The organism is Paenibacillus turpanensis (genome assembly GCF_011421635.1).
GTDB lineage: Bacteria > Bacillota > Bacilli > Paenibacillales > YIM-B00363 > Paenibacillus_AK > Paenibacillus_AK turpanensis.
In genome coordinates, this window is the sequence record NZ_WTLI01000006.1 from 1 (window position 1) to 15417 (window position 15417).

Genomic DNA, 15417 nt, shown 5'->3' on the forward strand with positions numbered 1-15417 from the left:
TCCGTCGCTCTCGGCGACAGGAATTACATCTTACCACGCTTATTCATTTCAAGCAAGTTGTAATATTTCCCAACCGCCATGCGTTTCGCAAAAATCAATAAATGCTATCTAACATGATTTTCGCGACCGCCTCATCTGCGGCGGATTCATAATGTACCATAACGATCTGCGAATCACAACAGCAAATGTTTTCCAGAGTACAATGATATCAAGCACTGTAACTTTTTTAAAAAACTATCATCACAAAAGAAAAACCGCCTTCAACGATATAAAACGACCGTTACAGGAGCCCTTCAAAGGACATTCCTAAACACAGCATCATTTTAACAATCCAATGAGGGCGGTTCTTTATAAAATTAATGCTTTCTGCCCGGAATTGTTCCGGAACGAGCATATTCTGCTGCAATTGCGTCTATTTCCTTCTTAAGCTCATTTACAAGCTCATGCTCCGGCACCTTGCGAATCATTTCACCGTAACGGAAAAGCAGTCCCTCCCCGCGCGCACCGGCAATGCCGATATCCGCTTCACGTGCTTCTCCAGGGCCGTTAACCGCACAGCCAAGAACCGAGACCTTAATCGGTACTTTGATTTGTTCGAGATATGCTTCTACTTCGTTTGCAACAGAGAATAGATCAATATCCAATCGTCCGCACGTTGGACAGGATACGAGCGTCGGTGCATTAGCAATTAATCCGTACGTCTTTAAGAGCTCACGGGCAACCTTAATTTCTTCAACCGGATCAGCCGACAATGAAACACGAACCGTTGAGCCAATCCCCATATGAAGCAAAGGACCCAAGCCTGCTGCACTTTTAACGGTCCCCGCAAACAAAGTTCCCGCCTCGGTTATTCCAAGGTGGAGAGGATAGTTGAATGCGGAAGCCGCCTTCGTATACGCAGCGATGGCAAGCGGAACGTCGGAGGCTTTCAAGGATACGATAATATCCTGAAAATCGAGTTCTTCCAAAATGCCAATATGGAACAATGCGCTTTCCACCATCGCATCTGCAGTCGGATAACCGTACTTGTCCAACAAATGCTTCTCAAGAGAACCGGCATTTACCCCGATACGGATCGGAATTCCCCGCTCCTTACATGCTTTAACAACTGCTTCGACGCGTTCCCGTTTACCGATATTGCCGGGATTAATACGAACTTTATCAATACCATTTTCAATGGCCTTCAATGCTAAACGATGATCGAAGTGAATATCGGCTACTAAAGGGATAGAAATTTCTTTCTTAATTTCTTTAATTGCCGCGGCCGCTTCATCGTTATTCACGGTTACGCGGACAACTTGACATCCCGCCTGCTCCAAGCGATGGATTTCTGCAACGGTCGCTTTCACGTCAGCCGTCTTGGTCGTGCACATGCTTTGAATAATGACAGTGTCGCTTCCACCTATGGTGATGTCACCGACCTTAACGGGTCTCGTATCTTTACGATGATACATGGATAAGTTCCTCTCCCCTGAAACTCAAACATCCATCACCCCTCCGCCAAGAACGGCAGAGAAGTGATGGAGCCGGTTTATCTGTTTCGGTTATGCGGATTCTTCTTTCTTATTCTTCTTGTCATCCTTCAGCTTCATTTCCGGAATAACCTTCTGCATCACGGTTTCTTTGCTGATGACACAAGTTGCAACGTCGGTACGCGATGGCACTTCATACATCACATCAAGCATGATGCTTTCAATGATTGCACGCAAGCCACGAGCGCCGGTATTTCGCTTGATCGCTTCTTTGGCGATAGCCTCTAAAGCTTCCTTCTCGAACTCTAAACTTACACTATCAAGCTCAAGAAGCTTTTGGTACTGCTTAACAAGTGCATTTTTCGGTTCGGACAAGATCCGGATCAACGCTTCCTCATCAAGCGGCTCCAACGTCGTAATTACCGGCAAACGACCTACAAATTCCGGGATCAAACCGAATTTCAGCAAATCTTCCGGAAGTGCAAGGGATAAAAACTCGCCCGGCTTCAGATCATTTTTGTTGCCTTCACTGTTGAAGCCAATCACTTTCTTACCGATTCTGCGCTTAATGATTTGCTCCAACCCGTCAAATGCGCCGCCGCAAATGAACAAGATGTTGGTAGTATCAATTTGGATAAATTCCTGATGAGGATGCTTACGTCCACCTTGCGGCGGAACAGAGGCAACCGTACCCTCCAGAATTTTCAGCAGCGCTTGCTGTACCCCTTCGCCCGATACGTCGCGAGTAATCGACGGGTTCTCGGATTTACGGGCAACCTTATCGATTTCGTCGATGTAGATAATTCCACGTTCCGCTTTCTCTACATCGTAATCAGCCGCCTGGATCAGCTTCAGTAAAATATTTTCAACGTCCTCGCCTACATACCCTGCTTCCGTTAAAGAGGTTGCGTCAGCAATCGCAAAAGGAACGTTTAGAATTCTCGCTAGGGTTTGCGCCAGAAGCGTTTTACCGCTGCCAGTCGGCCCCACAAGCATAATATTACTTTTCGCAAGCTCTACATCATCCGATTTGGATTGTGTATTAATACGCTTGTAATGGTTATATACCGCAACGGAAAGCGATTTTTTCGCTTGTTCCTGACCGATAACGTATTGGTCCAAAATAGCCCGAATTTCCTTCGGTTTCGGAACATCCTTCAGATCAAGCTCCTCATCATTTCCGAGCTCTTCCTCTACGATTTCCGTGCAAAGCTCGATACACTCGTCACAAATGTAAACACCAGGACCTGCTACAAGCTTTCGTACTTGGTCCTGCATTTTACCGCAAAACGAGCACTTCAATTGTCCCTTTTCTTCGTTGAATTTGAACATGCTGCCACTCCCCTCTATTTCAAGTCCGTAGCCGTAATTACTTTATCGATTAGACCGTAAGCCACTGCCTCATCTGCGCTCATGAAGAAATCCCGATCCATGTCGCGTTCGATTTTCTCGTAGTTTTGGCCAGTCGTTTCCACGTAAATTTCAGTGAGCTTTTGTTTCGTTTTGATGATCCAGTCCGCATGAATTTTGATGTCCGTCGCTTGACCGCGAACACCGCCGAGCGGCTGATGGATCATAACCTCACTGTTCGGAAGCGCAAAGCGCTTGCCTTTAGCACCAGCTGTAAGCAGAATTGAGCCCATGCTCGCTGCCATACCTACACAAATCGTCGATACATCCGGCTTAATGAATCTCATGGTATCGAAAATACCCATTCCAGCGGTAACCGAGCCACCTGGCGAGTTAATATAAAGATGAATATCCTTTTCCGGATCTTCGGCCGTTAAAAACAATAGCTGCGCGATGACGAGATTGGCAACATCATCATTGATCTCGCTTCCGAGAAAAATAATCCGATCCTTCAGCAACCGAGAGTAAATATCGTAGGAACGCTCTCCCCGGTTTGTTTGCTCCACGACCATAGGTACAAGATTCATGCTCCAACCTCTTTTCTTCTTAGAATCAATCTTACGGTCATTGTAACACTTTCCACTTGCTCTGTCATTTCAGCCAAACCATCGGACTGAGGGTAAAAAAGAAGGCACGTGTTAACATGCTACGTGCCTTCTCGTTTATGTTTTCTCGCTTCGGGTTAGGCTGCTGAAACTTGCTTGCTGTTTCCCACAAGGAAATCAACGGTTTTTTGCATGAGGAGATCATTGTACACCGTGTCCATATTTCCGTTCGCTTCGAAAATTTGACGAAGCTCTTCTACAGAACGGCGGTAGCTAGAAGCCAGCTGCTGCAAGTATTTGGTTACTTCTTCTTCCGTTACGGACAGCTTCTCTTCTTTTGCAATGGTCTCAAGAACAAGATTGTTAAGTACACGCTTCGATGCGTCGTCTCTCATTTGCTCGCGCAAAGCAGCGGCATCTTGACCGGAGTATTGGTAGTACATCTCCAGGTTCATTCCCTGCATGCGGAGACGGTTGCCAAACTCCTGCACCATAGCGTCCAGTTCCGTTTCAATCATAACCTCTGGCACATCTACAGTCGCATTAGCGGATGCTTTATCGAGGACTGCATTTTGCAGCTTCGTCTTGTTGTCATTTTCTTTCCGCTCTTTCAAACGCTTTACGATATCTTCTTTGAAGGCTTCAAGCGTTTCAAATTCGCTGACGTCTTTCGCAAACTCGTCGTCGAGCTCTGGAAGATTTTTACGCTTAATGTCGTGCAGCTTGATTTTGAAAACAGCTTCTTTGCCGGCAAGAGCCTCGGAATGGTACTCTTCTGGGAAGGTAACTGTGATGTCTTTCTCCCCGTCCTTTTCCAAGCCTACAACCTGCTCTTCAAATCCAGGAATGAACGAGCCCGAGCCTAATTCCAAGGAATACTTTTCAGCTTTACCGCCTTCAAACGCAACACCGTCAACAAAACCTTCGAAATCGATTACGACAGTATCGCCATTCTCAGCTTTACCCTCTTCAAGAACAACCAGCTCCGCATGGCGGTCTTGTAGACGCTTCAGCTCTTCCTGAACTTCTTCTTCACTCACTTCGCTGCTTGGTGCTTCAACTTCCAATCCTTTGTACTGTCCCAGCGTAACTTCCGGCTTAACCAATACCTTCGCCTTAAACTTCAAAGGCTCGTTCTTGGAGAACTGCTCGATATCGATTTCCGGACGATCGATTGGATCGATGCCTGCTTCTTTAACAGCCTGCGTGTAAACCTCTGGAAGAAGAATGTCAAGTGCGTCCTGATAAAGGCTTTCTACACCGAACTTTGCTTCGAAAATTTGGCGTGGCACTTTGCCCTTACGGAAGCCTGGTACATTCACCTTTGTTGCGACTTTCCGGAATGCACGATCCAGAGCGTCGTTAACTTTGGCGGAATCTACCTCGATATCCAATACCCCTTGATTCTTCTCTATTACTTCCCATGTTGCTTTCATTTTATGCTTTCCCCTCCAAATATTGACCAATAAACTTGTCCGAATTTTTAACGGCTCTATGTAATCCCACAACTGGGCAATGCCGGTAAGTTCCTAGTAGCCATTATAACCACATCATTATAACATGTAAACGCTCTGAATCCAAACGCTCCTGTCAAGGCTGGCGCCTATGCTTGGGAACGCAGAAATTTTCCCAGTTCAACACACGCATTTTCAAATTCGAGCCGGCAATCCGACGTAACTCCATAGTATTCCAGGATTTCATCCCGCGGCGCTTCTCCGGCCACGCTTTCCGCGAGTATTAAGTGAAGCGCAGCCGCCCATGCATCAATCCCCGCATCCTCCAGGTGAGACAATAAAGCATATACGTTTGTACCGTATACAAAAGCAATATATTGTCTCCAGGTCTGCTCCGCGAAATAGGCAATCGTTGGGTCATGAATTCCGCTTACCTGCTGCACTCGCCGCACAATTTCCATTAGCGATTTGGGAAAATGGGAATCGAGCAGCGGCGTTCGTTCAATTTCTACCGTAATCAGCTCGTCTCCGCGGCGAAGGGTAAGAGGTCCTTCCAATCCGGCTTCGGCAGCAATTTGCAGTATTTTAAACTGAATAAACGGATGCGCTTCAATCGGACGAAGCCAAGCGACAAGCTTATCGGCCAGCCCCTCTTGCTTAATATGCGCAAGCTGGTCCAGAGCGATGAGCTGCTTTTCTAAGGAAGAAGAATCCAGCATGTATATCAGTTTATTTACGTAGGAATCGTCTTGTTGAGACTTGTCAGCCAGCATTCGGCGCAGCATTTCTCTTTCGTCGGATTCCGGCTCAGCATCACTTTCAGCCAATGGCTTTAACGCAGAAGGAAATGCGGTCCCGAGCCATTCCAGCAATGCCATCCACTCCAAGTTCAACCGTTCGTCGTCATTTTTGCATTCAATCAGGAAACGCAGGAGCTCAGCAGCTTCCCGATACCGCTCTGATTCAAGCATCTTGGTTAATTCAATTTGATAATAATCGAGAGCCTTTGGAAATAAGATCAGGTTGTTTTTAGACATAGTCACCACTTATTCTTTTTGATGATATAAAAATGGCTTTGTGCCAACCGTACATTAACTGAGGAAGAATTGCAAATTTTGCAGGTTGATTTCTTTTTTTCCATGTGTTAAGATAGTCTCTGCTTCGACAAAAGAAGTATTCATAACATGTCCCAGTAGCTCAGCTGGATAGAGCAACGGCCTTCTAAGCCGTCGGTCAGGGGTTCGAATCCCTTCTGGGACGTACGAAGAAAAACTCGCCTTGAGCGAGTTTTTTTTGCATGCACTGGGATTAATGGATATGATTTGAATCCCTGAGAGGGTTCGTTAAAGCATAGATTGTTCAGTCACATCTATAAAAAGAGGTAACTAACATGATTCAACATAAGATCAAGCAGCTAAGTAAAAAAACAATACGTCTTTATTTCGGAGCCGGAACTGCTATTTTAATTTTCCATATGCTCCAAACGATTGCGGTTACTTCAATCACGATCAAAGAAGCACTGCAGTTCCATTTTCCAGCCCAGCTGCTATTAATTACGATTGAATCAGGTGCACTTTACCTTTTTACAAAACTCACCTTATTCAAATCATTGTCCGAATTAAAGATCGACCCAGTAACCGGTAATATTTCATCTGACACAAACCCCAATCTTTACCATGTAATCATTCACTTTCCGGAACGCCTCTTACGTATGTCCTTTGCCATCTGTGCTTTTTTGATCCTCGGCAAATACTTATATGAAATCGTATTGATCCTTTCGTTTAATTTGAAATCTATCGTTTTTGTACTCCTCAAATTTATATCCAGTTGCTCTATTGTGTATATGTATTCCTTGACCATATCCGTGCTCATGCGCAAGCTTCTTCGTCCTTGTTTACATGCGTTCAACAATAAGCTGCTTACCAAACCTTCGAATCTGACATTTAAGAAAACGGTAAGCTTATCAGGAATTCTCCTCTTTCTTATTTATTTAATTAACAACATCGTATTTGAATTTTATGGAAACAAAACCGGTTCCGGAAATTTTCTTTTAATGACGAGCATCCCCTTTTTATTTTTTATAGCTTTCTTACGGAACTTAATTTCTGACCATATCGAAAATGTAACCCATGTCTCCAACCAAATGGCGCTAATTGAGCAGCAGGATCGCAATGAAGTTCATAAACCGATTCCGGTCACAACCCTTGATGAAGTTGGGATGTTAACCTCCTCCTATAATTTAGTCCAACAAAAAATCAAAAAAATATACAAGGAAATTGACGACGACCTTGATTTCGCCAAAAACCTGCATAGCCAGTTAATCCCTCCACTATTATTTCAAAATCAGCGTATTACATGCTGGGGTCTTAGTAAGCCAGTGCGACAAATCGGAGGCGATTTCTACGACATTATTTCTATTAATGAAAATAAGGTTGTTGTGTTTATAGGCGATGTTCTGGGAAAAGGTCTTCCAGCCTCTTTACTTATGTCGACATTTATCGGTCACTTTCGGGCAAAGGGTTCGCAAATCACTTCACCCAAACATTTTATCGAGGACTTAAATCGAACGATGTATCCTCTTACGAAAGACGGCTTTTTTGTTACCTGCGGAGTTGCACTGCTGGACTTTGAGGCAAATCGTTTCACCTATGTCAGCGCGGGCCATCTACCCCCTGCAATCGTTCGTGAGGACGGTGCTTCTTATCTGGAATCATCATCATTTCCGATCGGTGTAAATGAGCAAATCAAGCTTATTCAGCTTGAGATCCCTCTTGAAGACATTAAGCAAATTGTTATTTACACGGATGGTATCATTGAGCAAGAAAATAATCAGGGTGAATGTTTCGGCTATGCTCAGCTCCGGGAATTGCTTCATTCAGGAAAACAAACACCGGAATCAATTCTGGGCGAGGTCACCCGGTTCGCTGGAGAAGCCCCCTTGCATGATGATATGTCTGTGGTCGCTATTTCATTAAGACCAATCATTAATACCAACAAAAGCCATAAAAACCTGTGAACTCCAACCCTCGGAGCACCACAGGTTTTCTTTCTTAAATCAACAACTCATAAAAAGAAACGTCCTGCCACGCATCAAACTTGTACCCGCATTCGCGAAAGGTACCCACGAAACGAAATCCAAGCTGCTCATGGAGCTTAACACTCACTTCGTTACCGCCGGTAATGCAAGCTACGATTGAGTGATGGCCAACCGCCTTTCCCCGTTCGATAATTTCCTTCATTAATCTTTTACCGACGCCTCGTCCCCAATATTCCGGATCAATATAAACTGATAATTCCGCCGTTCGGTCGTAAGCCGGCTTCGCTCGAAATGAAGATAAGCAGCTATACCCTGCCACAACACCGTCCAGTTCTGCGACGATCAATGGAAAGCGCCCTCCGTATTTGCCAAACCATTCCGAGCGCTGCTCCAATGTTTGTTCCGTTAAATCAAAGGTTGCAACTGTTTCCCGCACCGCATAATTATAAATGTCCAAAAGCCTTGGCAAGTCCTCCAGCACTGCTTCTCTAATTTGCATTCTGCCATTTCTCCTCTATCTATCACAATAATGAGAGGATTATAGCTCATTTCTGCCGCCCTGAAAATGGATTTCTCCCCTTAAAAAATCACTTCTATATAGGTAAATGCATATGTTGCATTGTAAAACTGAATGGAAAGAAGGAATTACATTGAAAAAAAGACACCGCCGCTCTACCGGTACTAACAAGTCCTCCCGTGTCTTTGCTCCATCAGTGGAGGATCAGCTCGTTCAAGTAAGCGCCGTTACCAAGAGGAGATATCCTAAACCGAAAAGAACCAAACAAGAAGTAAACGAGCTGAGCTTTCTTGATGCCGAGAAAAGACCTTTGCAGGACGAAACATCGCTTGCGGAAACCGAGACGTTAGCAGCAACGCTGGAGGAACAACCAGCCTTATCCACACCGCTGCTGCTGCTGCAGGAACGCGGGAAATTGGAAGGTGCTGCAGGAACCATCTACACGGATGATTTAGTCGATGGCGCCGTAACGAATGAAAAAATCGCAAACTTTGCAGTCAACGATGAGAAGATCGCGCCAGAATCCATCAAACGCGAAGCAATCGCCGACTTCGCCATCGATGAAACAAAACTTGCGGACGAAAGCGTAACCTTTCGCAAAATAGCCAATGAATCCGTTACAAGCATCCACATCGCTCCCCAATCTATCGAGAACAAGCATCTTCGCAATCGCAGCATTACAGGGGAAAAGCTGGAAGAAGGCTCGATCACTTCCTCCAAGCTTGCAGACAAGACGATCAACTCCTTCAAAATTGCCGAAGGCTCTATTCAAACGAAGCATTTGGCCAAACAGCTGATCACCACAGAGCTTCTTCAAGACGGGTCTGTAACCTCGGCTAAAATTAAAAACGGCTCGATCGGCAGTGCAAGTATTGCAAACAATGCGATTCATTCCGCGAAGTTAATGAACGAATCCATTACTTCCGACAAAATCGGTGAACGCGCAATCCTTTCCAGACATCTTGAGGACCGTGCCATTAAAGAGCGCCATATCGGCTCAGGGATCATTGTCGGCGACCATATCCAGGAACGGGAAGTCTCGTCAGCACATATTGCCCTTGAAAATGTCGGCGGTGAGCACATTAAGTCCGAGGCAGTCACAACTGACCATATTGCGGACAATGCCGTTACTTCGAACAAAATAGCAACGAAGAGCGTTTTAGCGAAGCATATCGCCCTTCTTTCCATCAGTTCCTCTCATCTCTCGGAAGGTGCCATCGACAGCGATAAAATTGCCGACGAATCCATTACCTCGCATAAGCTTGCCCGCGGTAGTGTCATTGACCGGACCATCGAAGACGGTGCTGTGACAGAAAATAAAATTCGCCTTGGAGCCATTCATAAGCTCCATATTCGTGAAAATGCCATTTACACCAACCATCTCGCCGACAGTTCCATTATCAGCTCTAAGATTGCATCCGGAAGCGTGGGGTCTGGACATCTGAAGGATGATTCTATTGAAGAAAAAAAATTAGCGGATGAGTGCGTGACGGATCGAAAGCTGGCGCCTAATGCTGTGCTTGGCAAGCATCTTGCCAAAGCAAGCGTCTCTTCCGCACATATTGTACCGGAAAGCATTACGTCGAATCTGCTGGCCACCGGTTCCATCGGTTCGCAGCATTTGCAGGCCGACTCCATCGCGACCCAAACCCTGCGTGACGGCTCTGTTACCGCAGAAAAGCTGGCTGAACGCTCCGTATACGGGCGAAACATTGCTCCAGCTTCAGTCGGAGAGCTGCACCTGAAAGAAAAAAGCGTAATCAGCTCAACCATTGCGGAAGCTGCAATCGGACCCGAACACTTGGCCCCTAGCTCCGTGCATTCAGAGCATATTAATACGGACAGTATTGATGGAAAGCATATTCAAGGAGAAACCATTGAAACGGCACATATCCGCAAAGGAGCCATTCGTTCGTGGCACCTTACGGAACAATGCGTGCAGGACTACCATCTTGCACCTGCAAGCGTTGGCGAAACGCAGCTTATTGAGCACTCCGTTTCCGGAGATAAGCTGCAAATTCACGCGATACAATCACGCCATATTATGGACGGAAGCATCGGCCCCTCCCATATTGCGGAATCCGCATTAGAAGGACGACACCTCCGCCCTCAATCCATTAATGCCGACCACATTCAAGGCTCTTCGATCAGTGAAGACCATTTGACCTTCCAGCCCGTACGCAGCGGTAAGCAGCGGCAAACTCTACAGCAGTTCGGATTGGTTTCTTTCGAAATTCCAGCAGGCGAAACGTCGGTAGACGCAGCCATTGAACTGGATGAACCTTACTTGACTACAGAATACGTTATTACATTTACTACGGATCAACCGTCATGCTACGCCGTCGTCAAGGAAAAAACGCATACGACCGTTACGTTAACGATTGTGAATCTTAATCCGGAGTTTGAACAATCCGGGCAAGTGAATTGGATCTCCATCGGCTAGCTGTCCGACGTGAAACCGCTAATCTAAGTGGATGTCCAATTGGTGCTTTACATCCTCAAAGGATAAAATCGATTGCATAAACTGCTGCTTATTCTCTTCCGTTAACGCAGCATCAGGCCCAGCGAACAACGATTCCGTGACCACTTGCTGTGCCTGATGCAGCGGATTTTCGTACCAGTCCAGAGTGAAATCCTCATGGTTTTCCGATACCGAATGCAGCACCAATTCGTCCGCTCCATTTCTTTCGAAAACAGCGATTAACGGCTGCTCGCGTCCTTCCACTGTAACCTCTACCTCACCGTATTGTTTCTCGTCGGACAAGCCGATTCTGCGGAAATGCGCCTTTTGCACCTGCATGAAAAGCCCTCCTCAAATCTTCCACGTGTAGACCGACCTCCCAGTGCGCAATTTAATATCAAATCCTGCCGTTGGAGGTGGTTTAGGCCGTGTCGAAAATTACGTTTTGGTTTACTTTGTTCGGTTTGGCCAGTGTGCTGTACCATGCCCTTGGCTTCGACCATGATAATGTCGTCTTTTACTTACTGAGCATACCTGCTTGGATCCTGCCTTTTTTCGTGGATATCTTAACCGTTAACAAATACTTGCTTTATGTGCTCACGGTAGGTTCCTGGGCCCTCGTCGGGGCCGGTATCGATTGGATCCGTGTAAAAGCCAGAACGGGCCAAATCTAAGCTAAGTTTCTGCACGCTCCCTGCTCGGGGGCGTTTTTTTATACCAAGTTCATGTCTTCCATCTGGCGCTTCGTATCATTTGTCCCGATTTCATAAATATATTGGTAGACCTCTCGGAGTGAATCGTCTTCGGCCTCCGGCACTCCAACAGGTTCACGTCTATTAGCCGCAGGCTCAACAAGGTCCGCTTGATCAAACAGCTGCTCCAGCTTTTCCAGCTCCTTTACCGAAGCTTCAACCTCAAAATCCATCGCTTCTTCTTTTTCCGCCAAAATCGTACCCGAACCGACAGAGATGTAAAATTTTCGCTTTTCCACCTGCACAACCCTCCACTATCACATGTTTTTCGCTATAGCTTGCCCGCATGGACAGACATTTTATGCCTATAGGGCGCATACGAATAGGAATTATCGTACCCTTCGGCATTTGGTACAGAGACAGAGAGCCGCATACTTAAACCGGAAAGGATGAATGTCGATGTGTGGAATTACGGGGTGGATTGATTGGAACAAAAACTTAACTCAACATCCGTCCGTTCTGGAAAATATGACTGAAACGTTAACCCCTCGGGGCCCAGATGCAAAAGGAACCTGGATGACGGATCATTGTGCCCTAGGCCATCGGCGCTTAAGCGTCATGGACCCGGAAAACGGCGCACAGCCAATGATCAGAAAAGCCGGCGACAATCAGTTTGTCATTGCCTACAACGGAGAGCTTTATAACGCGCCTGAGCTGAAAAGGGAGCTGATTGGCAGAGGCCATTCCTTCCGCACGACCTGCGATACCGAGGTGCTGCTCGCGGCCTTTATCGAGTGGGGACGGGATTGCGTCGACAAGCTGAACGGCATTTTCGCTTTTGCCGTATGGAACGACAAGGAACAAACCTTGTTCTTATGCCGTGACCGCGTGGGCGTTAAGCCGCTGTTTTACAGCTTGAATGAAAAGACGGGAAGCTTCCTGTTCGCTTCGGAGCCGAAGTCGATTTTAGCGAATCCTGAGGTGTCCGCCGAGGTCGGAGCGGAGGGCTTGGCGGAGGTTTTCGCGGTAGGTCCGGCACGGACGCCGGGCCATGGGGTGTACAGCGAGCTGAATGAGCTGAAGCCGGGACATTTTGCCGTGTATGATCGCAGCGGCCTGCGGATCGGCACCTATTGGAAGCTGGAAGCGGCCGAGCATACGGATAATGTCGAGCAGACTGCGGAACGCGTCAGAGAACTGCTCGAGGACACAGTGGAGCGCCAGCTGGCGTCCGACGTGCCGGTATGTACGCTGCTTTCCGGCGGACTTGATTCCAGTGCGCTGAGCTCGTTTGCCGCCCGCTTTTATGAGCGCAACGGCCTTGGCAAGCTGCATACGTATTCCGTCGATTACGTCGATAACGACAAGCATTTCAAATCATCGGCCTTTACGCCGAATTCCGATGCGCCTTGGATTCAGCGGATGACGGAATATTTGGGCTCCGTACATCATTCCATCCAATTCGATACGCCAGAGCTGTTTGATACGCTTAAGCATGTGGTAAGAGCACGCGATTTACCGGGGATGGCCGATATCGATGCTTCACTGCTGCTGTTCTGCCGCGAAATCAAGAAGGGTGCGACCGTAGCGATTTCCGGGGAAGCGGCGGATGAAGTGTTCGGCGGATATCCTTGGTTCCACCGCGAGGACGCATTAAACGCCAATACGTTCCCTTGGTCGTTAAAAGCTGCAGAACGTATCGGCTTTCTAAACCCGGAGCTGGTCAATGCCATTAAACCGCAAGAATACTTGAACGACCGCTACGCCCAAGCGATCGCCGAGGTGCCGAAGCTAGCGGACGAGGACGACGCAACAGCCAAAATGCGCCGCATGTCGTATTTGAACATTACACGGTTTATGCCGACGCTGCTGGACCGCAAGGATCGCATGAGTATGGCGGTCGGGCTTGAAGTGCGCGTACCGTTCTGCGATCACCGCCTGATCGAATACGTATGGAACATCCCGTGGGAAATCAAATCGTCCGGCGACCGCGAGAAGGGGATTTTGCGCAAAGCACTGCGCGGTGTGCTTCCGGAGGATGTCATTACACGTAAAAAGAGCCCTTATCCGAAGACGCATAACCCGAACTATTTGGCTGCGGTTCGCGGCTGGATGCTGGAGGTGCTCGACGATCCGTCTTCGCCGATTTTGCCATATATTAATGAAAAACGGATCCGTGAGCTTGCCGTATCCGATGATGACACCTTCAACATTCCTTGGTTCGGCCAGCTGATGAACCTGCCGCAAATGTTCGCCTACCTGGCACAGGTGAACTACTGGATGAAAGAATACAACGTGAGCGTTAAGCTGTAGACCTCATCGATCATGGAGCTCGCGCTTATGAACGCTATCGTCAGCCCGCTTCCTTGAATGTCAAAAAAGCACGCAGAGCCTTAACGGCTTTCGCGTGCTTTTTGTTCCCAAAGCCCAAGCAGGCGCTCCAGCGCCTTTCCCCGATGGCTAATTTGCTGCTTTTCCGCTACCGTAAGCTCCGCCATCGTCTTGCCAAGCTGCGGCACATAAAAATGCGGATCGTAGCCGAAGCCGCCCTCACCTCTCGGTTCAGGAATAATCTCGCCCTCGCATGTCCCTTCCGCCCGCAGCACCTCACCCGATGCCGGATCGTAATAAGCGAGAGAAGCGACAAAGCGGGCAGTGCCAAACGGCTCCGTCCCTTCATCTTCCGCCCCGAAGTCCGGCAGGCCTCCGGCTTCGAGCTCAAGCCCGCGCACCCGCCGCAGCTCGCGAACAAGCTTCGCATTGTTTTGCTCGTCCGAAGACGGCTCTCCCGCGTAGCGAGCGGAATATACGCCGGGCGCCCCGTCCAGCTCATCGACGCATAAGCCCGAATCATCCGCCAGCGCGGCCACGCCGAGCGCCTCAGCGATCGTCTTCGCCTTCTTCAGCGCATTATCGGCAAAGGTGGCTCCATCCTCCACAACCTCCGGCGCTTCCGGATAGTCCGCCAAGCTCCTCACCGCCACGCCAAGCTCCGCAAATGCATGAGCGAATTCCTTGACCTTGCCGGCGTTACGAGTCGCAACGACAATAACCTTATTTGGCTCCGACACGGGCGCCACCGCCAATCTTTGCAGCAATCGGTCCGAGCACTTCCGCTTGGGTGCGGATCATCTCGTTAATCCCGCCTTCAGCCAGCGCAAGCAGACGGTTCAGCTCCTCTCTGGAGAAAGGAGAATCCTCGCCGGTTCCCTGAACCTCGATAAACTGTCCCGCGCCGGTCATCACAACGTTCATATCGACCTTTGCTTGGGAATCCTCGCCGTAATTGAGGTCGAGCAGCGCCTCTCCCCCTACAATCCCTACGCTGACGGATGCGCAAAAATCAGTAATCGGAAACTCCTGAAGATTATGCGTCCCAGCCAGCTTATGGATCGCCATCGCCATCGCCACAAACGCACCCGTAATCGACGTCGTGCGCGTTCCGCCATCCGCCTGAATCACGTCGCAGTCTATCGTAACCGTCCGTTCGCCAAGAGCTTCTAGCTTTACGACCGAACGAAGCGCGCGTCCGATTAACCGCTGAATTTCCATCGTGCGGCCAGTCAGCTTACCCTTAGCCGATTCCCGCTGATTACGGGTTTGGGTTGCCCGGGGCAGCATGGCATACTCGGCGGTCACCCAGCCTTTCCCTTGACCCTTCATAAATGGAGGAACCCGCTCATCCACTGTCGCTGTGCAAATGACCTTGGTGTCGCCTACCTCTATCAAAACGGAGCCTTCCGCATATTTATTGTATCCTGTTGTGATGTTTATCGGCCTTAGTTGATCCGGTTTCCGACCGTCCGCTCTCATGGATTTTTCCTCCCAA

14 protein-coding genes and 1 tRNA gene are annotated in these 15417 nt (G+C 48.1%); 5 read left to right on the plus strand and 10 right to left on the minus strand.

What is annotated here, in order from left to right; all coding sequences use genetic code 11:
- Positions 1–356: 356 nt before the first annotated feature.
- The 5 genes from ispG to GQS10_RS06785 all read right to left on the minus strand — a co-directional run bounded on the left by ispG (position 357) and on the right by GQS10_RS06785 (position 5918).
- Positions 357–1454 (minus strand): flavodoxin-dependent (E)-4-hydroxy-3-methylbut-2-enyl-diphosphate synthase, encoded by a 1098-nt coding sequence (gene ispG / locus GQS10_RS06765; protein ID WP_166240385.1) that lies wholly within the window; start codon positions 1452–1454, stop codon positions 357–359.
- A gap of 90 nt (positions 1455–1544) precedes the next feature.
- Entirely contained in the window at positions 1545–2804 is a 1260-nt protein-coding gene (gene clpX / locus GQS10_RS06770) for an ATP-dependent protease ATP-binding subunit ClpX (RefSeq protein WP_166240387.1), read from the minus strand.
- A gap of 14 nt (positions 2805–2818) precedes the next feature.
- Entirely contained in the window at positions 2819–3409 is a 591-nt protein-coding gene (clpP, locus tag GQS10_RS06775; protein WP_166240389.1) for an ATP-dependent Clp endopeptidase proteolytic subunit ClpP, read from the minus strand.
- Positions 3410–3564: 155 nt separating this feature from the next.
- Positions 3565–4863: a trigger factor gene (gene tig, locus GQS10_RS06780; protein ID WP_166240391.1), complete on the minus strand. Its 1299-nt coding sequence runs from the start codon at positions 4861–4863 to the stop codon at positions 3565–3567.
- Positions 4864–5030: 167 nt separating this feature from the next.
- On the minus strand, positions 5031–5918 hold the full coding sequence (locus GQS10_RS06785; protein ID WP_166240393.1) for a hypothetical protein: 888 nt from the start codon (positions 5916–5918) through the stop codon (positions 5031–5033).
- Between the two features lie 149 nt (positions 5919–6067).
- Here GQS10_RS06785 and GQS10_RS06790 point away from each other — a divergent pair.
- A tRNA-Arg gene (locus tag GQS10_RS06790) sits at positions 6068–6141 on the plus strand.
- Positions 6142–6271: 130 nt separating this feature from the next.
- The gene (locus tag GQS10_RS06795; RefSeq protein ID WP_166240395.1) at positions 6272–7897 is read left to right on the plus strand and encodes a PP2C family protein-serine/threonine phosphatase; all 1626 of its coding nucleotides are present in this window, start codon (positions 6272–6274) and stop codon (positions 7895–7897) included.
- Positions 7898–7931: 34 nt separating this feature from the next.
- On the opposite strand, the gene GQS10_RS06800 is transcribed toward GQS10_RS06795, so the two are convergent.
- Positions 7932–8417, minus strand: coding sequence for a GNAT family N-acetyltransferase (locus GQS10_RS06800; protein ID WP_166240397.1), 486 nt, complete (start codon positions 8415–8417; stop codon positions 7932–7934).
- Between the two features lie 151 nt (positions 8418–8568).
- Between GQS10_RS06800 and GQS10_RS06805 the strand changes: the two genes are divergently transcribed.
- Positions 8569–10878 (plus strand): WIAG-tail domain, encoded by a 2310-nt coding sequence (locus GQS10_RS06805; protein WP_166240399.1) that lies wholly within the window; start codon positions 8569–8571, stop codon positions 10876–10878.
- 18 nt (positions 10879–10896) lie between these two features.
- Here the strand turns inward: GQS10_RS06805 and GQS10_RS06810 are convergent, their stop codons facing one another.
- Entirely contained in the window at positions 10897–11235 is a 339-nt protein-coding gene (locus GQS10_RS06810; protein WP_166240401.1) for a hypothetical protein, read from the minus strand.
- An 89-nt stretch (positions 11236–11324) separates the two neighbouring features.
- On the opposite strand from GQS10_RS06810, the gene GQS10_RS06815 reads away from it, so the two are divergent.
- Positions 11325–11570, plus strand: a complete 246-nt coding sequence (locus GQS10_RS06815; RefSeq protein WP_166240403.1) for a hypothetical protein — start codon at positions 11325–11327, stop codon at positions 11568–11570.
- Between the two features lie 38 nt (positions 11571–11608).
- Here the strand turns inward: GQS10_RS06815 and GQS10_RS06820 are convergent, their stop codons facing one another.
- A complete protein-coding gene (locus GQS10_RS06820) occupies positions 11609–11887 on the minus strand; it encodes a hypothetical protein (RefSeq protein WP_166240405.1) in 279 nt (92 codons plus the stop codon).
- A 160-nt stretch (positions 11888–12047) separates the two neighbouring features.
- Between GQS10_RS06820 and asnB the strand changes: the two genes are divergently transcribed.
- Positions 12048–13901 carry an asparagine synthase (glutamine-hydrolyzing) gene (gene asnB / locus GQS10_RS06825; RefSeq protein ID WP_166240407.1) on the plus strand — a complete coding sequence of 618 codons (1854 nt, stop codon included), beginning with the start codon at positions 12048–12050 and terminating at the stop codon, positions 13899–13901.
- An 80-nt stretch (positions 13902–13981) separates the two neighbouring features.
- Here asnB and GQS10_RS06830 read toward each other — a convergent pair whose 3' ends face one another.
- Both GQS10_RS06830 and rph read right to left on the minus strand, forming a co-directional pair.
- The gene (locus tag GQS10_RS06830) at positions 13982–14659 is read right to left on the minus strand and encodes a non-canonical purine NTP pyrophosphatase (protein WP_166240409.1); all 678 of its coding nucleotides are present in this window, start codon (positions 14657–14659) and stop codon (positions 13982–13984) included.
- The gene (gene rph / locus GQS10_RS06835) at positions 14643–15401 is read right to left on the minus strand and encodes a ribonuclease PH (RefSeq protein WP_166240411.1); all 759 of its coding nucleotides are present in this window, start codon (positions 15399–15401) and stop codon (positions 14643–14645) included. Before rph ends, GQS10_RS06830 begins: the two co-directional genes overlap by 17 nt.
- Positions 15402–15417: the final 16 nt, after the last annotated feature.